The 19,418-nt window shown below is 68.5% G+C and carries 22 protein-coding genes; 11 read left to right on the forward strand and 11 right to left on the reverse strand.

The features are described 5' to 3' along the window. Nucleotides 1–4 precede the first annotated feature (4 nt). The 3 genes from ACWEVR_RS21105 to ACWEVR_RS21115 all read right to left on the reverse strand — a co-directional run bounded on the left by ACWEVR_RS21105 (nt 5) and on the right by ACWEVR_RS21115 (nt 1,686). Nucleotides 5–583, reverse strand: a complete 579-nt coding sequence (locus ACWEVR_RS21105; RefSeq protein WP_452468354.1) for a sugar O-acetyltransferase — start codon at nt 581–583, stop codon at nt 5–7. Nucleotides 584–626: 43 nt separating this feature from the next. Continuing rightward, on the reverse strand, nt 627–1,157 hold the full coding sequence (locus tag ACWEVR_RS21110; protein ID WP_452468355.1) for a cutinase family protein: 531 nt from the start codon (nt 1,155–1,157) through the stop codon (nt 627–629). Between the two features lie 316 nt (nt 1,158–1,473). After that, the gene (locus tag ACWEVR_RS21115) at nt 1,474–1,686 is read right to left on the reverse strand and encodes a hypothetical protein (protein WP_067488734.1); all 213 of its coding nucleotides are present in this window, start codon (nt 1,684–1,686) and stop codon (nt 1,474–1,476) included. Between the two features lie 92 nt (nt 1,687–1,778). On the opposite strand from ACWEVR_RS21115, the gene ACWEVR_RS21120 reads away from it, so the two are divergent. After that, complete coding sequence (locus tag ACWEVR_RS21120; RefSeq protein WP_452468356.1) at nt 1,779–3,470, forward strand: FAD-binding dehydrogenase; 1,692 nt, start codon at nt 1,779–1,781, stop codon at nt 3,468–3,470. Here the strand turns inward: ACWEVR_RS21120 and ACWEVR_RS21125 are convergent, their stop codons facing one another. The 4 genes from ACWEVR_RS21125 to ACWEVR_RS21140 form a co-directional block, all read right to left on the reverse strand. Continuing rightward, on the reverse strand, nt 3,471–4,301 hold the full coding sequence (locus ACWEVR_RS21125) for an IclR family transcriptional regulator (protein ID WP_067638995.1): 831 nt from the start codon (nt 4,299–4,301) through the stop codon (nt 3,471–3,473). It lies immediately after the preceding gene. Nucleotides 4,302–4,401: 100 nt separating this feature from the next. Beyond that, the gene (locus ACWEVR_RS21130; RefSeq protein WP_452468357.1) at nt 4,402–5,322 is read right to left on the reverse strand and encodes a LysR substrate-binding domain-containing protein; all 921 of its coding nucleotides are present in this window, start codon (nt 5,320–5,322) and stop codon (nt 4,402–4,404) included. Beyond that, complete coding sequence (locus ACWEVR_RS21135; RefSeq protein WP_067638999.1) at nt 5,319–5,903, reverse strand: YdcF family protein; 585 nt, start codon at nt 5,901–5,903, stop codon at nt 5,319–5,321. The genes ACWEVR_RS21130 and ACWEVR_RS21135 overlap by 4 nt, the downstream gene beginning before the upstream one ends. Before the next feature lie 59 nt (nt 5,904–5,962). Further along, complete coding sequence (locus ACWEVR_RS21140; protein WP_452468358.1) at nt 5,963–6,964, reverse strand: YeiH family protein; 1,002 nt, start codon at nt 6,962–6,964, stop codon at nt 5,963–5,965. Nucleotides 6,965–7,138: 174 nt separating this feature from the next. On the opposite strand from ACWEVR_RS21140, the gene ACWEVR_RS21145 reads away from it, so the two are divergent. Then, nucleotides 7,139–7,399, forward strand: coding sequence for a hypothetical protein (locus ACWEVR_RS21145; protein WP_357143516.1), 261 nt, complete (start codon nt 7,139–7,141; stop codon nt 7,397–7,399). A 45-nt stretch (nt 7,400–7,444) separates the two neighbouring features. On the opposite strand, the gene ACWEVR_RS21150 is transcribed toward ACWEVR_RS21145, so the two are convergent. Continuing rightward, nucleotides 7,445–7,921: a hypothetical protein gene (locus ACWEVR_RS21150; protein ID WP_452468359.1), complete on the reverse strand. Its 477-nt coding sequence runs from the start codon at nt 7,919–7,921 to the stop codon at nt 7,445–7,447. Nucleotides 7,922–8,017: 96 nt separating this feature from the next. Between ACWEVR_RS21150 and ACWEVR_RS21155 the strand changes: the two genes are divergently transcribed. Next, nucleotides 8,018–8,542: a DinB family protein gene (locus ACWEVR_RS21155; protein WP_067639007.1), complete on the forward strand. Its 525-nt coding sequence runs from the start codon at nt 8,018–8,020 to the stop codon at nt 8,540–8,542. On the opposite strand, the gene ACWEVR_RS21160 is transcribed toward ACWEVR_RS21155, so the two are convergent. Next, nucleotides 8,543–9,226 (reverse strand): HAD family hydrolase, encoded by a 684-nt coding sequence (locus ACWEVR_RS21160; protein WP_452468360.1) that lies wholly within the window; start codon nt 9,224–9,226, stop codon nt 8,543–8,545. Between the two features lie 67 nt (nt 9,227–9,293). Between ACWEVR_RS21160 and ACWEVR_RS21165 the strand changes: the two genes are divergently transcribed. The 8 genes from ACWEVR_RS21165 (at nt 9,294) to ACWEVR_RS21200 (ending at nt 17,828) form a co-directional block, all read left to right on the forward strand. Then, on the forward strand, nt 9,294–9,965 hold the full coding sequence (locus ACWEVR_RS21165; protein WP_452468361.1) for a PaaI family thioesterase: 672 nt from the start codon (nt 9,294–9,296) through the stop codon (nt 9,963–9,965). A 177-nt stretch (nt 9,966–10,142) separates the two neighbouring features. Further along, on the forward strand, nt 10,143–10,913 hold the full coding sequence (locus ACWEVR_RS21170; protein ID WP_452468362.1) for a GntR family transcriptional regulator: 771 nt from the start codon (nt 10,143–10,145) through the stop codon (nt 10,911–10,913). Continuing rightward, on the forward strand, nt 10,914–11,141 hold the full coding sequence (locus ACWEVR_RS21175; RefSeq protein WP_019046727.1) for a 4Fe-4S dicluster domain-containing protein: 228 nt from the start codon (nt 10,914–10,916) through the stop codon (nt 11,139–11,141). A gap of 17 nt (nt 11,142–11,158) precedes the next feature. Further along, a complete protein-coding gene (locus ACWEVR_RS21180) occupies nt 11,159–12,586 on the forward strand; it encodes an ABC transporter substrate-binding protein (protein WP_452468363.1) in 1,428 nt (475 codons plus the stop codon). Between the two features lie 203 nt (nt 12,587–12,789). After that, on the forward strand, nt 12,790–13,605 hold the full coding sequence (locus ACWEVR_RS21185) for an ABC transporter permease (protein ID WP_452468527.1): 816 nt from the start codon (nt 12,790–12,792) through the stop codon (nt 13,603–13,605). Then, a complete protein-coding gene (locus ACWEVR_RS21190; protein ID WP_452468364.1) occupies nt 13,602–14,336 on the forward strand; it encodes an ABC transporter ATP-binding protein in 735 nt (244 codons plus the stop codon). The genes ACWEVR_RS21185 and ACWEVR_RS21190 overlap by 4 nt, the downstream gene beginning before the upstream one ends. Further along, a complete protein-coding gene (locus ACWEVR_RS21195; protein ID WP_452468365.1) occupies nt 14,333–17,053 on the forward strand; it encodes a fumarate reductase/succinate dehydrogenase flavoprotein subunit in 2,721 nt (906 codons plus the stop codon). Before ACWEVR_RS21190 ends, ACWEVR_RS21195 begins: the two co-directional genes overlap by 4 nt. Nucleotides 17,054–17,417: 364 nt before the next feature. Continuing rightward, nucleotides 17,418–17,828, forward strand: a complete 411-nt coding sequence (locus ACWEVR_RS21200) for a VOC family protein (protein ID WP_452468366.1) — start codon at nt 17,418–17,420, stop codon at nt 17,826–17,828. A 182-nt stretch (nt 17,829–18,010) separates the two neighbouring features. Here ACWEVR_RS21200 and ACWEVR_RS21205 read toward each other — a convergent pair whose 3' ends face one another. Then, entirely contained in the window at nt 18,011–18,901 is an 891-nt protein-coding gene (locus ACWEVR_RS21205) for a phosphotransferase enzyme family protein (protein WP_452468367.1), read from the reverse strand. Further along, complete coding sequence (locus ACWEVR_RS21210; RefSeq protein WP_452468368.1) at nt 18,898–19,386, reverse strand: hypothetical protein; 489 nt, start codon at nt 19,384–19,386, stop codon at nt 18,898–18,900. Before ACWEVR_RS21210 ends, ACWEVR_RS21205 begins: the two co-directional genes overlap by 4 nt. Nucleotides 19,387–19,418 lie beyond the last annotated feature (32 nt).

A 19,418-nucleotide genomic window follows, 5' to 3' on the forward strand; every position in this document is an offset into this window, starting at 1 on the left:
GGTGTCACCACGTGCGCAGGACCGACGCCTTGGGACCGGCTACCAGGCTCCGCTCCGGCACGTCGTCCCCGACCACCGCGCCGGCCGCGATCACCGAGTCGCGCCCGATACTGACGCCGGGCAGAATTGTCGCCCCGGCGCCGATCCAGACATTGTCGGATACATCGATCGGTGCGCCGGTGAGAAACCGGCGCCGTTCCTCGGGGTCGACCGGGTGTCCCATGGTGATGAAGGTGGCCTTGGGGCCGATCATCACACCGGATCCCAGCCGGATCCCCGCGTAGTCGAGGAACGTGCACCCCTGGTTGACGAAGACCCGCTCCCCGATGTCGAGACCGAGTCCGTGGTCGGTGTAGAAGGGCGGGTAGATCGTGAGCTTCGGGGGCAGCGGACGCCCGAGGATCTGCTCGAGCAGTTCCGCCTTTCCCGTTTCGTCGTCGAAGGGCAGTGCGTTGAGCCGGGACGTCATCGCGGTCACCGCGAGCACCCGCTCGTGCATGGCCCGGAACTCCTCGCCAAGCACCCGTTCGCCCCGCTCCAGCAGCTCGGGATCGTGGATCAGCATCATGTTCTCGCTCGCCATCTCCCGATTCTGGACTACCGGTCGCCGACCCCGGCGGGCGACTTCACAGCCGGGCGTTCACCTGTCCCGCCGCGTCGGCGAAGGCCCATTCGTAGGTGCCGTGGGCGGCGGGAAAGATGCCGCCCGCGCATACCGGATCGCCTGCGGCGCAGTAGTTCTGCGTGCGATCCGCGTACCACGGGTGGACCGTTCCGCCGACGAGGCGGAGTGGGTCGCCGAACAGCAGCACCGCGAGGACACGGTGGGACAGCTCGGGCGGGAGAGTCCACATCCCTGGGAGGGCCAGTGCGGCAGGGGAACCCAGCACACCGTGGGTGACCACCGCGCCCTGCGAATAGCCGACCAGGATGAACCGCTGGTCCGGGCAGGCCGCCGAGCGGGCGACGAGATGACCTGTCATGGCGCGGGTTCCGTCGCTCACCGAGGACGGCACCAGCAGATCGGCGGGGTATTCCACGCGGTGCGCACTGGTGTCCACCGCCAGATGCTCGCGCAGGACCGCGTAGAGCGGGTCCCCGACGGCGGCCCCTAGATATCCGGGCTCCGTTGTGCCACGGGCGATTACGACGTCCACTGCGGCACAACCCTGTGCCCACGCCGTAGGTCCGGGCGATATCGCCGAACCGATTCCCGTGGCGAGAAGCCACACCGACAGCATTGTCGCTGTGCGCTTCCAACCGATACGCATTACCTTCCGATAGGCCATGGGGACCACCTGCTCACGCCGTTGTGAGGATTAGAGAACCGAGCAGTTACCGTCTGCCTCAACGGCATTCGGTGTGCTCAGAGGTGGAATACCCGGTCATCGGCATCGGCACGGCATGCGTTGCGCATCCCTTGCGCCACGGTTGCGTCTCGGATCGCCTGCGGCACAGGACCGCCCGAGGGATTTACTTCTTCTTGGACTTCTTTTTGTACTTCGGCTTGTCGTTGTCGGGTTCCCACTCGTAGCCGGGGGTGTTCTTCTCGCAGTAGGAGTCGGCCACGTGCACATCGCCGAGGTCGCGTTCGCACCAGCGTGACTTGCCGCAGGAGGTGGCGCCGAGGGACGCCAGCACGGCGAGGGCGAGCACGGCGGCGCCCGCGCGGATCCGGACCTTCATGGTTTCTCGAGCCTTTCTTCGGTGAACATCGCTGGTCAGGTGAATTCCAGGACTCCCCCCGGTCACCGTCGCAGCAATGCTAGCTTTCCTACATGTCGAGCGCAGCGCCCCAGCCCACCGATGATTTCTCCCCCGACGCGATCGTGGTCGGCTCCGGGCTCGCGGGCCTGGTCGCCACCCACGAGCTGGTGCTGGCCGGACGCAAGGTGCTCGTGGTCGATCAGGAGAACCGCGCCAATCTGGGTGGGCAGGCGTTCTGGTCGCTGGGTGGGCTGTTCCTGGTCGGCACCCCCGAGCAGCGCCGCCTCGGCATCAAGGATTCCTACGACCTCGCCCTGCAGGACTGGATGGGGTCGGCCGGTTTCGATCGCCTCGACGGCGAGGACAGCATGGCCGTGGAGTGGGCGCGCGCCTACGTGCGCTTCGCGACCGACGAGAAGCGGGACTACCTGCACGCCTTGGGTTTACGCATCACACCGATCGTCGGCTGGGCCGAACGCGGCGGCTCCCTCGCCGACGGTCACGGCAATTCGGTTCCCCGTTTCCACCTCACCTGGGGTACCGGTCCGGAGGTCCTGCGGGTGTTCCTCGAGCCCGTGCTGGCCGGTGAGGCCAAGGGCCTGGTGCGGTTCGCGTTCCGCCACCGGGTCGACGAGCTGGTGGTCACCGACGGTGCGGTCACCGGGGTGCGCGGCAGCGTGCTCGCGCCAAGCGACACCGAGCGTGGTGTCGCCTCGAACCGGGACGTGGTCGGCGACTTCGAGTTCCAGGCGCCTGCGGTGCTGGTGAGCACGGGCGGTATCGGGCACGCGCACGACATCATCCGGCGCAACTGGCCGACCGAGCGCCTCGGCCCGTGCCCGGAGACGATGATCTCGGGCGTACCGGCCTACGTCGACGGGCGGATGCTCGGCATCTCCGAGAGCGCGGGCGCGGCGCTGGTGAACCGTGATCGCATGTGGCACTACACCGAGGGCATCAACAACTGGGATCCGGTGTGGCCCGATCACGCCATCCGCATCCTGCCCGGTCCGTCGCCGCTGTGGTTCGACGCGAACGGCCGACGCATGCCCGCACCGTGCTTCCCCGGCTTCGACACCAATGCCACGATGCGCCAGATCCTGTCGACCGGCTACGACTACTCCTGGTTCGTGCTGAACCAGACCATCATCGAGAAGGAGTTCGCCCTCTCCGGCTCGGAGCAGAACCCCGACATCACCGGCAAGGACTGGAAGCTCACGCTGCGCAGCCGCCTCGCCAAGGGCGCACCGGGTCCGGTCGAGGCGTTCAAGCAGCACGGTGTGGACTTCGTGGTCGCCGACTCGCTCCCCGCCCTGGTGGACGGCATGAACGAGATCGCGCGCGGACCGAAGCTCGATGCCGCCGAACTGGAACGGCAGATCGTCGCTCGCGATCGCGAGGTGACCAACCCCTTCACCAAGGACGCGCAGATCGCGGCGATCACCGCCGCCCGCAAGTACATCGGTGACAAGTTGCAGCGGGTGGTCACCCCGCATCGCATCCTGGATCCGGCCCACGGCCCGCTCATCGCGGTGCGGCTCAATGTGCTGACCCGCAAGACGTTGGGCGGCTTGCAGACCGACCTCGACTCACAGGTGCTGCGCCCGGACGGCTCGGTATTCGACGGCCTGTACGCCGCCGGTGAGGTCGCCGGGTTCGGCGGCGGCGGCGTGCACGGGTACAACGCGCTCGAGGGCACGTTCCTCGGCGGCTGCATCTTCTCCGGCCGCGCCGCGGGCCGGGCGATGGCGCGCCGGAGTTAGTCAGCCGCGCCCGTGCCGGGGTGTCAGCGCGCGCGATGCCTCGTTGGCGACCTCGGCGAGGGCGCGCGCCAGCCGGGCGGTGTCGAGGGCAGCGCGGTCGCCGTTCACAGTGCCCGACAACGAGATCGCGGCTACCGCCACCCCTCGGCCACGGATCGGCACCGCGACACAGCCGACGCCGGGCAGCGATTCCTCGGTGTCGACGGCCACGCCCTGACGGTGCCGGATGCGGGCCAGTTCTCGGTGCAGTTCCACCCGGTCGATGATGGTGCGGGCCGTGCGGGCGACGGTGTTGCCGCGCAGCGAAGCCTCGGCGATACCGGGTTCGAGGGTGGCCAGCAGCGCTTTGCCGAGGGCCGTGCAGTGGGCCGGTAACCGGCCGCCGATCCGGGTGGGGATCGCCACCTGCCCGCGCCTGCCCGCGCGATCCAGGAACAGCACCTCGCGGCCGTCGAGCACGGCGAGGTGCCCGACCAGGCCGGTGCGCTGGCTGAGGTCGTAGAGCAGCGGGCCGACCACTTCACGCAGTTCGTTGTGTTCGGCGGCGAGTCCGCCGAGTTCGAGCACCCGCAGCCCGAGGCGGTAACCGCCGGGAGTGTGTGCGAGCCAACGCAATCGGATCATCTGATCGAGGATGCGATGCACCGTCGACCTGGGCAGGCCGGTGCGCTCGGCCAGGCCGAGCAGGGTGAGGGTCGGGGTGGTCGCGTCGAAGGCGTCGAGGATGAGTGTCATCCGCTCGATCATCGACGTGGGCGGTGTCCCGGCCGACCGGGCCGATCCGGTCCACAGTTCCTCCGTCGCCGGTTCGGTCACGATGTCGACCGTCATAGATCCAACCTCCACAGTGTGTAGCGAATACAGCCTAGAGCTGTCCGTGCCGCCGACGCACCATTTCGCTGGACCGAGCGGTACACCCCGGCCGAATTCGCTAGCGGCGGGCCTCTTCGAGGCGGGCGGCGCGCTCGACGAGGAGCTCGGCGGGGCCGGTCGGTGGGCTGCTACGCCGCCAGATGGCCCGGAACTTGCGGGTGAGGCGGGTGGCATCGGTCGAGGACACCTCGACCAGGGCGCCGGTGGCCAGATCGGGTGCGGCGATCAGGCGGCTCAGCACCGCCGGGGCCATCCCGGTTCGCGCGGCGGCGACGATGGCCGCGGCCGAGCCGAGTTCGGCGGCCGGGCCCGCCGGTGCGCCCTCGCTGCTGAGCAGGTCCCAGACGGTGTCGCGGGTGCCGGAGCCGGGTTCACGCCAGAGCAGGGCGGTGTGGGCGAGCTCGGCGAGCGTCACGGGGGTCTTCCGGCGCGCCCACGGGTGGTCCCGCGCCACGACGACGACCAGTTCGTCGGAGCCGAGCACCCGGCTGCCGAGCCCGGCCGGCGGGTGTGGGCCCTCGACGAAACCCACATCGGCGGCGCCGCCGCGGACCAGGGCGGCGACCTGGGTGGAATTCTCCACGTCCAGGGCGACGACGACTTCGGGATGGTCGGTGCGCAAGGCCGCCAGCCAATGCGGAATGCGATGATCGGCAATGGTTTTCGATGCGGCGATCCGCAGGCGCGTGGCCTGGGCGGCACGCAGCCGGTCGATGTCGTCGACGAGGTCGCGCACGGCCGCGAGCACCGGCCGCGCGTGTTCGACGACGGCGAGGCCCGCGTCGGTGAGTTCGGATCCGGTCGGCCCGCGGTCGAGCAGTTTGACCCGCATTCGGCGTTCGAGGGCGCTGATGCGCATGCTCGCGGCGGGCTGGGTGATGCCGTGCCGGCGCGCGGCGGCGCCGAGACTACCCAGCTCGGCGACCGACACGAGCAGATCGAGGACGTCGAGGTCGGGGGTTCCCGGTGGCAGCATCACGCACCGGTCGCCGGTGTGCGGCGCAGGTTCTTCGCGACCCCGTAGAGCGCGATCACCGGTTTGAGCGGCATCCACTCCCCGAATCGGTAGTCGCGCCCGCGTACCAGGCGGGTAGCGAGCTCGGGGCTCTGCTCGGCGAGGTAGCGGCGTGCGACGGCGGCGTGCGTCGGCAGGGAGACGATCTTGATCCGATCGACGTCCTTCAGGAACGGGAGGGCGAAGGCGATGTTCTCCCAGGTGGACCGGCTGTTCTCCTCGAGCACCAGCTCACCGGTGTACCCGCGTTCGCGCGCGTAGCGGGCCAGCAGCGATGCCTCGGTGTCGGGCCCCGCGCAGGCACCGCCGCACAGGACCAGCCGCGATTCGCTCGCTCCTGGGTCGCGGGAACGCAGACCCGCCCGTACTCGCCATCGGTTCATGGCGTTGGCGCTGCGACCGGCATTGCGGTATCCGAGCACGACCACCGCTTCGGATCCGCCGGTGTCGGGGCGCGTCTCGGTTCGGGACGCACGCCAGTTCACCCACTCGCCCCACAGCATGGCGCCGAGGGCGGCGGCGGCGATCCGGCTTCGTGTGCGCACCTCTCCAGCAAACCACGATGATCTCCGCCGGGCGCCGAACAGGCACCTGACCTCGGGTTTCAGCACCAGCCGGTGAGCGCCATCAGCGCCAGACTCGAGGTGCCGAGCACCACGCCGATGGCGCCGCCGAGGAGCAGCGGACGTGGACCCGCGGACCGCAGGCGCTCCAGGCTCAGGGACGTGCCGATGGCGGCCAGGACGGCGGTGATCAACCAGCCGCTCGTCACCGCGAGTGGCTCGGTGAGAGCCGAGGGCAGGATGCCGGTGGCGGCGACGATGGACGCCGCAACGAACATCACGACGAACAGCGGGAAGCTTTCGCGCAGGGAGCCGGGGGATGTGCCCGTTCGCTCGGCCATCCGTCGGCGCCCCAGATGCAGGCCGAGGCAGAGCGGGACGATGGCCAGACTGCGGACCAGCTTCACCACGACGGCGAACTGCGCGGCGCCCGCCCCGAACACCACCCCGGCGGCGAGCACCGAGGAGGTGTCGTTGATGGCGGTGCCCGCCCAGAGGCCGAACGCCTGCGGCGACATCCCGATCGCCCGGCCCAGCGGTGGATAGACGAGTACCGCAACGACATTGAAGACGAAGATGGTACCGAGCGCATATGCCACCCGTTGCCGATCGGGGCGGAGCACCGCCGTCGCGGCCGCGATGGCGGAGGCACCGCAGATGGTCGACCCGGCGGCGATCAGAGTCGCCGACTCACGGTCCACAGCGAGCATCCGCCCGACGACGAACGCGGCGACGGCACCGGCGGCGAGTGTGCCGACCAGCACGACAGCGGTCTCGCGCCCCACACCGAGCACCGAACCCATCGGCAGACCGAGACCGAGCAGCACGATGGCCCACCCGAGCGTCCGCTGCCTGGCCACGTCGAGGCCCGGCTCGAACCTCGCACTCCCCCGGCGCCGCAACCACATTCCGGTCAGCGCGCCGGCGATCAGGGCCACCACCGGCGCTCCGGCCATCGGCAGCGCCTCACCCACCGGGGTGGCGACGGCGGCCAGCAGCAGTGCCAGTGCCAGGCCCGGCGCGACAGTTCCTACGCGATTCACCTCCCCACCATCGCCGGGCCGCGCGTCCCCGGGTAGATCCCGATCCACGACGAGCACATAAGCGTGGCTTATGCCGCGACACGGCTGCGCCCGCGTGCTTGGACGAGTGGCCCGTGGGTAAGGCGGAGGCAGAATCGAGCCGGCATGGAGTGCCGCCGAAGACAGGAGGATGTTGTGAGAGCTGGTTACCGGATCGTCACCGCCGCGGCCGTCGCGGGTGCCTTCGCCCTGAGCTCGGCCGCGGTGGCGAACGCCGAGGAACCCGAAGCGCCGAAGACCCCGCTGGTCCAGTACATCGAGTCCTGGCCACCTGCCCCGGAGAACTGCAACCGGGTGTGGGATCCCATCGAGGACGCGGTCGAAGACTCTGTCCCACCCCAGTACGAGGCCGAGTTCGAGGCATTCGACGACTGGTGCGAGGGCGACGAGGACTGACGGGAGGGTCGCCGCGGATTCGTCACCGCGGCGACCTTTCCGCCGTCACCCGTCGTCGAAATCCGGTTCGGCGGTGAGTAGTTCGTCGGCTCGGGCGAGAGCCGCGTCGAGGTCGTCGGTGACGCTGTCGAGCAGGGACATGCCGTCGAGCATGTCGGTGAGTTCGGCGCGCAGGGCGTCGATTTCGGCCAGCGCGGGGTCGACGGTCGTCCAGGCGACGGTGTCGGACCACCAGGTGTCGCGCTGGATCCAGGACCAGACGACATCGCGCACCAGCACCGCGTCGGTGGTGAACAGGTGGCGGTGGTCGGTGGCCGCGATGTGCTCGATCTCGTAGGTGCCGTCGGGCAGGTAGCGGGCCTGGATGTGGTCCGGCCCCCGGGTGAGCAGCAGGAAGGGGTGGTCGGAGGCCGGGTTCACGGCATCGGCGCCGGGGCGGGCGGGGTCGACGGCGCGGGGCGCACCCGCACCGTCACCGACGTGGACCACGACCTCGGGCAGGTCGACATGCTCGGCACCCATCCGGCCAGTGTGCCGGACGCTGCCCCTCGACCCGTGACCGGCATCGTCGCGGTAATCGGACTGCGGGATCGGACGACGACGACTAGCCTCGCACCCATGACCTGGCAGGCGCCCGAACTCGTGCCGACCCGCACCCTGGTCGGCGCCGACGAACGCCCGATGTTGCAGTCCTGGTTGGACTTCCATCGTCAGACGTTGCTCAACAAATGCGGCGGGCTCGACGCCGCGCAGCTGGCGAAACGTTCGGTTCCGCCGTCGAACCTGTCGCTGCTCGGGTTGGTTCGTCATCTCACCGAGGTCGAACGCGGCTGGTTCCGGGTGTCGGCCGCCGGTGAGGACATCGGCCCGGTGTACGCGTCCGAACTCGAACCCGACGCCGACTTCGACGACCTGGATTCGCGTCCGGCACCGGAGGTCTTCGACCTGTTCCACGCCGAAGTCGCCGCCTGCGACGCCGCCGTCGCCGACCTCTCCCTCGATCATGTGTTCCAGGTGCCGTGGCGTTCCGACGGCTACACGCTGCGCTGGGTGTATCTGCACATGATCGAGGAGTACGCCCGCCACAACGGGCACGCCGACCTGCTGCGCGAACGCATCGACGGTGTGACCGGCAGTTTCTGATCAGCCGGTGATCACGTCGGCGGTGAGCTGATCGAGACCGTCGAGCACCACCTGGGCCTGGGCGAGCGCCTCGGCCGAGGCCGGGAACTCCGGGCGCGGCACCGCGATCACCCGCATCCCCGCGGCGTGCGCGGATCGCAGGCCGTTGGTCGAATCCTCCACCGCCGTACAGTTCTTCGGGTCGACTCCCAACCGCTGCGCGACCGTGAGGTACACATCGGGCGCGGGCTTGCCGCGACCTACCTCCTCGGTGGACAGCACGACCGCGAAACTCTCCATCAGCCCCGCCTTCTCCAGAACGAGCGCGATCAGGGGGGCAGGAGAAGAACTGGCGAGCCCGAGCTTCCAGGAATCCGCGCAGCGGCGAACGGCGTCGACGGCGCCGGGCAGCAGCGGCAGGCGCTGGGCGTACTCGTCGGCCATCAGATCGATGACGTCGGCGGCGACCTTGTCGGCCGGCTGGGCGACACCGAGGTCGTCGGCCAGATACGACGACCACTCCACGGTGGACATGCCCATCATGCGCTGCTGCGAATCCGGTTGCCAGCGACCACCATTGACGGTGACGTAGTCTTTGCGAACCTTTTCCCAGACGGGCTCGGAGTCGATCAGCACACCGTCCATGTCGAACACAACCGCCGCGATACTCATGCCAAGCCTCTCGCCGTCGATGATGATCGGCATCGAGCCTAACCGACCGGCGGCGGTCCCCCGCGCGAACGCCCAGCTCGGAAACGATAACGTGTTGCATATGGACGAGAAGAACGTCGGCGACTCGCGGCCCGACCAGACGCATCACGAGGGCGGCTTCCGGCCGATGGCCGAGCTCATCGAAGCGCGCGCGAGCGAGAGCGACACCCTGATCGGCGGACCGCACTACGGCGAGTTCATCGAGCAGGTGCGCGAGCTGATGGACCGCGCGCGACTGGCGAACCCGTCCGACGAGCTGGCCAAGGAGACGATCGTCGCGCTCGAGCAGCTCAATGCCCGCCTGGACGAGGCCGTGGTCGACGAGTGGTCCTCGCCGAGCTGGACGCGCACCGATCTACCCGCGCGCGGCAATATCACCCTGCCGCCGTACACGGTGGTCAGCGGTGACCGCGACGGTGTGACCGCGAAGGTCACCTTCCGCACCTTCCACCTGGGCGGCAACCAGGCCGCGCACGGCGGGCACATCTCGCTCGCCTTCGACGACATCCTCGGCATGACCGCCGCCCTGGCCACCGCTGCGGTGACCCGCACGGCCTCGCTCACCGTCGACTACCGGTCGGTCACCCCGCTCAACCGTGAACTCACCGTGCGCGCCCATGCCGAACGGCGCGACGGCCGCAAGGTGTACCTGAAGGCGACCATGCACGACGGTGACCGTCTCTGCGCCGAGGCCAACGGCCTGTTCATCGTGCTCAAGCCGGGCCAGCCCTGACATTACGATCGGCCTGATTCCAAAGCCGTCCTCGTGGCGCCGGGTGGCGCAATACCCGTAGCGGGCCGGGTTCGCGCAGGTCGCGCGACCCACCACCCGGCGGAAACAGATCAGCACGATTTCGTGCCGTTCCGCGTGCCGCGGGCACCGGCGTAATCGCCACTATCGTCGCTGTTCATGCAGGTCAGCGAGAGAACAGGCACGAAAGAGCCGGGGCACGACCGGCGCGCCGATCGGGCTCGTCGCGTCGCCGACGTGGTGCGCCACCAGATCCTGTCGGGTGCGCTCGACGGCACGGTGCCCGGCGAGCAGGAGTTGGCCGCCGAACACGGAGCCTCCCGCAATGCCGTCCGCGCGGCGCTGGCGCTGCTGCGCGACGAGGGACTCATCGACCGTGCCCCGAAGGTGGGCACCCGGGTGGCGGCCCGCAAGTTCGACCACGGACTCGACGTACTGCTCGGTTTGCAGGAAACCCTCGCCGAGCACGGCACAGTGCGCAACGAAGTGCGCGTGGCGGGCACTGTCACCGCGCCGCCCGCCGTGGCCCGCAGGCTCGGGCTCACACCGGGCGAGCAGGTGGTCTACATCGAGCGGTTGCGGTTCCTCGCCGACCTGCCGCTGAGCCTGGACCTGACCTACCTCGTCCCGGACATCGGCGCCGAGGTGCTGGCCCATGATCTCGCGAACACCGACGTGTTCGTCCTGCTCGAACAGATCACCGGCCGCTCGCTCGGTGACGCGGAGATCGCCCTCGAGGCGGTGGCCGCCGACCCGCACACCGCCGTCACCCTCGACGCCCCGGCCGGTGCGCCGCTGCTGATGCTCGAGCGGCTCACCCGCCTCGACGACGGCAGACCCGTCGATCTCGAGTACATCCGCATGCGCGGCGATCGAATCACCATGCGCGGCAGCCTCGTGCGCAGCGCACCCGAATGGAAGGTCCGTTAGATGGCCCTCGTGCCCCAGCGCGCCGACGTCCCCGTGACGATCGACGAATCCCTGTGCATCACCGGCTGCACGTTGTGCGTCGACATGTGCCCGCTCGATTCCCTTGCCATTCACGAGGATTCGGGCAAGGCGTACATGCATGTCGACGAGTGCTGGTACTGCGGCCCTTGCGCCGCGCGCTGCCCCACCGGCGCCGTCACCGTCAACATGCCCTACCTGCTCCGCTGAACCCGGGAACCCCACGCATGAAGATCACTCGCTTGCTGCCCGTCGCCCTTGCCGTCGCCCTCGCCGCGGCCGGGTGCTCGCTCGAAAGTTCGACGGCCGCACCGGCCGGCACCGTCAAGGTCGTCATCGGCTATCAGTCCAAGACCATCAACACCGTCACCGCGGGCACGCTGCTGCGCGCGCAGGGTTACCTGGAACAGCGCCTGCAGCGCATCACCGATGCGGGTGGTGCGAAGTACCAGGTGGAGTGGCAGGACTACGACACCGGTGCGCCGATCACCGCCCAGATGGTGGCGGAGAAGATCGATATCGGGTCGATGGGTGACTACCCGTTGCTGATCAACGGTTCACGCACCCAGGCCGCCGAGCGTTCCCGCACCGAGCTGGTGTCGATCACCGGCTACAACCCCAAGGGTGCGCTGAACATGGTTGTGGTGCCGCAGGATTCACCCGCGCGGTCGCTGACCGACCTGGCCGGGCAGAAGATCTCGGCCAGTGTGGGTTCGGCGGGTCACGGCACTCTGGTGCAGGCGTTGAGCCGGGCGGGAATCGATCCGGCGAAGGGTGTGGAGGTGCTCAACCAGCAACCCCAGGTCGGGGCGACGGCACTGGAATCGCATCAGGTGAGCGCGCTGTCGCAGTTCGTGGCCTGGCCGGGTCTGCTGGTGCAGCAGAACAAGGCCAAGCTGCTCTACGACGGTGCCGAACTGAATGTGCCGACCTTCCACGGGGTGGTGGCCCGGCGGGCGTATGCGGCCGAGCATCCCGAGGTGCTGCAGGCATTCCTGGCCGCACAGCTGGACGCGACCGCCTTCCTCAACGAAAAGCCTTTCGAGGCGGCCGATCTCGTCGCGAAGGGGTCCGGGCTGCCGCAGGAGGTCGTGTACCTCTACAACGGGCCCGGCGGCACGAGCTTCGACACCACTCTCAAGACGAAGCTGATCGATGCGTTCAAAGGCGATGTGAACTACCTGAAGTCGATCGGTGACTTCGCCGACCTCGATATCGATGCGTTCGTCGAGGACGGGCCGCTGCGGCAGGCGTTCGCCGAGACCGGCCGCGATTACGACGCGACCCTGGCCGAGTCGACCAACCCCAGCAAGGTCACCGGCACCGACCCGGTGTGCGCTGTGCCAGTGACCGATCCGGCCCTGGCCGGTGAGGTGTGGGTCGAGGGCGCCGACAAACCGCAGCCCGCCGCGAATCCCGACTGCCTGCTGCGGGCGGTGCAGGCCGCCGAGGCACAGGGCAAGACCGTCCGCGCGGCCTACGTTCCCGATGCGGAACTCGGCACCCGCTGGTTCGCGGACAAGGCGATCTGGTTGCGTGACGGCACCCGATACCTGCCGTTCACCACCCAGGCCGCAGTCGACCGGTACCGGGGCACCCACCCGGCGGCCATCACTGTCACCTACGACCAGGCCGTCGCGGAGGTTCGCGGATGACCCCCACCGCCCGCTCGGACCAGCCGCCGGCACTCGGTCCCGACGCGCCCCCCACTCGAGCGCCCACCGATTCCCGAACACCCGGCGACACAACGGCTCCCGGCTCGACTGCTACCCGAACCGGCCAACCGTCCGTCGCCGAAAAGAACACAGATACCACCGCTTCCGAGGTCTCCGGCTCGCATGCATCGCTCGCCGACGCACTGTCCCTCAACGGAACGGACGCATCCGGCGCCCCAGAGTCGTCCAGGTGGGTGTCCCGGTCGATTCGGGTCAGTTCGGTGGTGGCGGCGATCGGGCTGTGGCAACTGCTCACTGCCGGCGATGTGCGATTCGGGCTGCGGTTCGACACCCTGCCCACGGTGACCGAGATCGTCGCCGAATTCGGGGAGCACCTGGGCAGCGGACAGTACTACCTGGACGTGGCTCAGTCGCTGATCCGGATCGTCACCGGGTTCGGGCTGGCCGCGGTCGTCGGGGTGCTGGCGGGTATCGGCCTCGGCCGGTCGCGGTTGCTGGCCGATGTGTTCGGTCCGCTGGCCGAACTGGTGCGGCCGATTCCGGCGATCGCGCTGGTCCCGGTGGCGATCCTGCTGTTCCCCAGCGACGAGTCGGGCATCGTTTTCATCACCTTCACCGCGTCGCTGTTCCCCGTGCTGGTGAGCACCCGGCACGCGACGCGCGCGCTGCCGACCATCTGGGAGGACGCCGTCCGCACCCTCGGTGCGTCGCGGCGCGAAGTACTCACCAGGGTGGTGGTGCCCGGGATCCTGCCCGGGGTGTTCAGCGGGTTGTCGGTGGGCATGGGGGTGGCCTGGATCTGCCTCATCTCCGCGGAGATGATCTCCGGTCGCCTCGGGATCGGCTACCGCACCTGGCAGTCCTACACCATCGTGGACTACCCGGCCGTGTTCGTCGGCATGATCACCATCGGCGTGCTCGGCTTCCTCACCTCCGGAATCGTCGAACTGGCCGGTCGGCGGGCCACTCGCTGGCTGCCGAGAGAGGTCGTCTCATGACCATCGCCACCGCCGTCTCGACCGGCATGCGCCTCGATCTGGAATCGGTGCGCGTCGGCTACGGCACCAGAACCGTTGTCCGCGAACTGGATCTGTCGATCGGCGCCGGGGAGATCCTCGTCCTGGTCGGCAAGTCCGGCTGCGGCAAGTCCACCCTGTTGCGTGCGATCGCCGGACTGCGCGAGCCGAGCGGGGGGACGATCCGGGCCGACGGTGATGTCGTCACCCGGCCGTCGGCGGATCGGGCGCTGGTCTTCCAAGACGACGCGCTGCTGCCGTGGCGCACGGCTCGCGCCAATGTCGAACTGGCCCTGCGTCTTCGCGGTGTCGCGCGAGCGGAGCGCCGGGAACAGGCACTGCGTTGGCTCGGCGAAGTCGGGCTCACCGGATACGCCGACTATCTGCCTCGCGATCTGTCGGGCGGGATGCGCCAACGTGTGCAACTCGCCCGCAGCCTGGCCGGTTCGCCGCGCGCGGTGCTCATGGACGAGCCCTTCGGCGCGCTGGACAGCCAGACCCGCGCCGAGATGCAGCGCCTGCTCGTGGAAACCTGGCGCGCACACCCCACCACGATCGTTTTCGTCACCCACGACCTCGACGAAGCGCTACGCCTCGGCGACCGGATCGCCGTGCTCGGCGCCGGCACGCTGCGCGCGGTCGTCGAGGTTCCCGACCCGCGCGAACCGGTCGACCGAACCGCGCTGAGGTCCCGAATCCTGGAGTCGCTGTGAACATTCCCGATCTGGACGACCGCGTCCGCCTCGACTGCGATGTGCTCGTGATCGGTGGCGGAACGGCGGGCACGATGGCCGCGCTCACCGCCGCCGAGGCCGGTGCGAACGTGCTGCTGCTCGAGAAGGCGCATGTGCGCCACTCCGGTGCGCTGGCCATGGGGATGGACGGCGTGAACAACGCCGTCATCCCCGGCAAGGCCGAACCGGAGGACTACGTCGCCGAGATCACCCGCGCCAACGACGGCATCGTCGACCAGCGCACCGTGTACCAAACGGCGACAAGAGGTTTCGCCATGGTGCAGCGTCTCGAACGCTACGGGGTGAAGTTCGAGAAGGACGAGTACGGCGAGTACGCGGTGCGCCGGGTGCACCGCTCTGGCTCGTATGTGCTGCCGATGCCCGAGGGCAAGGACGTGAAGAAGGCCCTGTACCGGGTGCTGCGTCAGCGCACGATGCGCGAGCGGATCCGGATCGAGAACCGGCTCATGCCGGTGCGGGTCCTCACGGCGAACGGGCGGGCGGTCGGCGCGGCCGCATTGAACACGCGCACCGGCGAATTCGTCGAGGTCGCGGCCAAGGCGGTGATCCTGGCGACGGGTCCGTGCGGCAGGCTCGGGCTGCCTGCCTCGGGTTACCTCTACGGCACCTACGAGAATCCGACCAACGCCGGCGACGGGTACTCGATGGCCTATCACGCCGGCGCCGAGCTCTCGGGCATCGAGTGCTTCCAGATCAACCCGCTGATCAAGGACTACAACGGCCCGGCCTGCGCGTATGTGGCCAACCCGTTCGGCGGTTATCAGGTCAATGCCGAGGGTGAGCGGTTCGTGGATTCGGACTACTGGTCGGGCCAGATGATGGCCGAGGTGAAGCAGGAGATCGAATCCGCGCGCGGCCCCATCTATCTCAAGGTGTCGCATCTGCCCGACGAGACGTTGTCCACCCTCGAATCGATCCTGCACACGACCGAACGCCCCACTCGCGGAACGTTCCACGCCAACCGCGGTCACGACTACCGCACCCACGACATCGAGATGCACATCTCCGAAATCGGTTTGTGCAGTGGGCATTCGGCCTCGGGCGTGTGGGTGGACGAGAACGCGCGCACCACGGTTCCCGGACTGTACGCGGCCGGTGACCTGGCGTGCGTGCCGCACAACTACATGATCGGCGCGTTCGTCTACGGCGACCTCGCGGGTGCGCACGCGGCGTCGACGCTGACCGAGGTCGAGGCGCCGGGTTCGCTGCCCGCCGATCAGCTCGCCGAGGCACACGAGCTGATCTACCGTCCGCTGCGGCAGCCCGAGGGTCCGCCCCAAACCCAGGTCGAGTACAAGCTGCGCCGGTTCGTGAACGATTATGTGGCGCCGCCGAAGACGGCGGCGAAACTGTCTATCGCGGTGGAGACCTTCGAGCGGATGCGCGCCGAGGTCGACGGGATCGGCGCGACCACACCGCACGAGCTGATGCGCGCGGTGGAGGTCCAGTTCATCCGCGACTGCGCCGAGATGGCCTCGCGCAGTTCGCTGACGCGCACCGAATCGCGGTGGGGGCTCTACCACGATCGCGCCGACCTACCCGACCGCGACGACGAGTCGTGGAATTTCCACCTGAATCTGCGCAAGACCGCCGACGGCGAGATGGAGTTCGTCAAGCGGTCGGTGGCGCCCTATCTGGTGCCGGTGCCCGGCCTGGACGATGTGCCGTCGGCCGAGCCGATCGTCGAGGTGATCGCCCAGCCGGAGCTGGTCGGCACCCGGGCACCGCAGCGGGAGGCACCGGTGCGCGAGGTTGCCGCGCCGGTGTCGCCGTCCTCGCCACGACTGGTCACGTTGCTCGCACTGGATTCACCTGCGGTCGAGGATATTTCGAGCTACTTGAACGATGCCGATCCGGTGGTTCGGGTAGCGGCGCTGTCGGTGTTGACCGAGAACACCCCCGAGGGATTCGCCGACGAACTGGTGCGTGCCCTCGGTGACGAGGCCGCCTCGGTGCGCCGTGCGGCCACCGAAAGCCTGCGCGAACTGGTGGAGGTCCTGCCCGGGCCCGGCGAACTGGCCTGGCATCTCAGCTCCCCCGACCCGCTGGTGCGTGCCACCGTAGTCGATCTGCTGCGCGCACTGCGAGCAGGGACGGCCACGGAATTCCGTGTCGCACTGGGCGATACGGATCATCGGGTGCGGATCGAGGCGGTGCGTGCGCTGGTCTCGCTCGACGACGACGCCGCGGTCGCCTCGATCGCAGGCGATGCCAACCGGGAGGTGCGCATCGCCGTCGCCCAGGGGCTTGCCTCGATCGGGGCGGGCGGTCACGAGGTGATCCGCACCCTGGTCGCCGACCCTGACCCGCTGGTCCGCGCCGCCGCGCTCACCGCCTACGCCGCCCTCGGCACCGACGACATCACCGGTCTCGTCGCCGCACTGCGCGATTCCGCCTGGCAGGTTCGAGTCGGCGCCGCGAAAGGCCTGGCGGGTGCGAGCCCGGAGGTGGCGGTCGAACCGCTACGTGCGGCCGTGTCCGACCGCCATCTCGACGTCCGCAAGGCAGCGGTCCTGTCCCTATCCACCTGGTTGGACAGCCCTACCGCACTCGACGCCCTCGAATCCGCGGTAACCGACCCCGACGCCGACGTCCGCGCCTACGCCCGCCGGGCGGTCACCGCCGCAGGCCGCACACCCGCCACCGACCCCCTCCCGGCCGATGCGGTCGCCTGACAACCCGTTCGCCCCTGAAGAAGGGCGAGAAATGCTGGCGCAAAAGCATATTGGTCGGAATGCGGCGGCGAGAGTAGTCGCTTGCGCGATGGTGATGTCCGGTGCGGTCAGGTCATCGGGGCGCAGCCGTACGGCGCCCCGGGCGTTCCGTACTTCACCATCCACGCCGGAGGCAGCCTGTGGGGTGGTTATACGACGACGGTCACCCTGAACTGGGCGAACCACACCACCGGCGCTTCCGGCTCTGCTCGGGAACCTCGGAAATCGTCTAGGACTGGATGTGGCCTCCCGGTCTCCCGAGGCCGCACCCTTCATATCGGCGACCACTGAACGGCTCCGGCTCACCGGGTGCCGCAATTGCGTGGTGTCGGGCGTGAAGTTTCGGAATGATTGCACCATGGCCTCTCTGGTGCAGCACGTCGCGATCGATTGTGCGGACGCCTATGCGCTTTCGCTCTTCTGGAGCAGTGTCACCGGCAGCCCGACACACCCGGAGGACGGGCCGGGCGCCGAGGAGACTCAAGTCCTGCTCGCAGAGGGCCCGGTACTCCATTTCAACCAGGTACCCGAGACCAAGACGATCGAAAACAGAATCCATCTGTGCCTGCGCCCCGAAACCTCCCGTGATCAGGAGGTAGACCGCCTGCTCGGCATCGGCGCCACTTTCGTCGCCGATCACCGGAATCCCGACGGTTCGGGCTGGGTGATCCTCGCCGACCCCGAAGGCAACGAGTTCTGCGTGCTGCGCAGTGATTCCGACCGTCCCGACCTCTAGGCGCGCGTCGGCCATCGTTCAGCCGTGCTCATTCCCCAGCTTGACCTTTCGCTGCGCCCACGCTCGGCGCGGACCGTGCCCCTGGACACTCGACCACACACCACACGGCCACGATTGATCCCAATGCCGCGCTTGTGCGGTGTCCCCGTGGCGGCTACGGCTGCCGGCAGGGCATCGGCTCCTCAGAGCGCGTCCCAATGCCACGGCCTGGCGACCTCGCCTCGCAGGCACGCCAGACGGTGCCGCACCTGGTTGGCTGCGTTCTCGCTGCTCGATGACCGAGACAGGGCGAAGACAACCCACCGCAGCTCTTGAATGTCGGCAAGCAGCCGGAAGGCCGGGTCGGTAGTGACGTCAGCACCATACGCATCCACGAACGATCGGTAGTCGCCTTCTGACAAGCGGTCGAAGTCGGTGCGGTCAGCAGCTACCTGAATGAGGTCCCATGCGGGGCGGCCCAACGAAACACGGTCCAAATCAACAACTATCGGGACACCGTCGAGCGGAACAACGACGTTGCCCTGCCAGGCATCGCCATGAATCACTCTGCGCTGCATCGGCTCGCCGAGAGCCAGATACCTGCTGGACAAAGTGTCGAGGTGTTCCAGAAGCCATGCACGGTCGTTCTTCCCGAGCTCATCTGCAGACGTGATGACTCCATGCAGGCCGGCGAGTGGCTGGTGCTCCGGCAGTGTAAAAGTCGTCGGTGGCGCGAGTGCGTGCAGTCGGCGAAGCACGGTTGCGAGTTCAGTCGTGCTCGCCGCGCGATGGTCCGGAATACGCACCCACCAGGTCACCGGACGATCGTTCACCACCGAAATCGGATTCGCCACGTCAGCGACTCGAACCGTGGGCAAGCCAGATGCGTTCAACCACTGGGAGATACGCAACTCCCGCATAGCCGAGTCCGCCGACCCCACCTTGCCGACCCGACCGACGAGGTCGTCGACCACGAAGATGCTGTTCGACCCGGCTCGTACGAGTTCCGCGTGCGTCGGATCGACGCCGCTTCTAGCCGCCGCCTGCTCGAGAATGGCACGCGCGCCCCGCTCGGCAGCTTCGGATCTGTTCATTTCGCTCGCCTACGTGGTGCTGTGGCGGCGATCATCGCTCGCAACTCGCCGACGTCAGTGATGCGACGGTGAGTACTTGCCACAGCCGCCAGCCCACGAAGTTCGGTTGCGATTCGCGCCGACCTCAGCGTCCGACTGTGCTCTACCGCTTCGCATCCGAGCGCCGCCGCCTCGCGCGGGTCTCCGAGCTTCATCGTCAACGCAGCCAGTCGGATCTCTGAGAAGGTGCGCGACCTCAGGTAGTCGGAGCCATGCATGTCGATGGCGTAGCGAAGCCTAGGTGCGGCGACGTCGATCGAGTCGAGCGCCTCGGCTGCGAGCGCAAGTGCTTTCCCTGTGCTTCCGAGATGTTCGGCAGTGTCGTAGAAGCACATCCACGGTGGGTCGCTGTCGGGGGTCCGAGCTGCGAAGAGCTCGTCCGCGCGGGCAACCTCACCTACCACCTCACCGCTACGGCCCAAGGCCGCAAAGTACTGTGCGCGCATGGCACTCAGCATCGCCCGAACGGTGAAGGCTG

The sequence above is a fragment of the Nocardia sp. NPDC003979 genome (assembly GCF_053605015.1).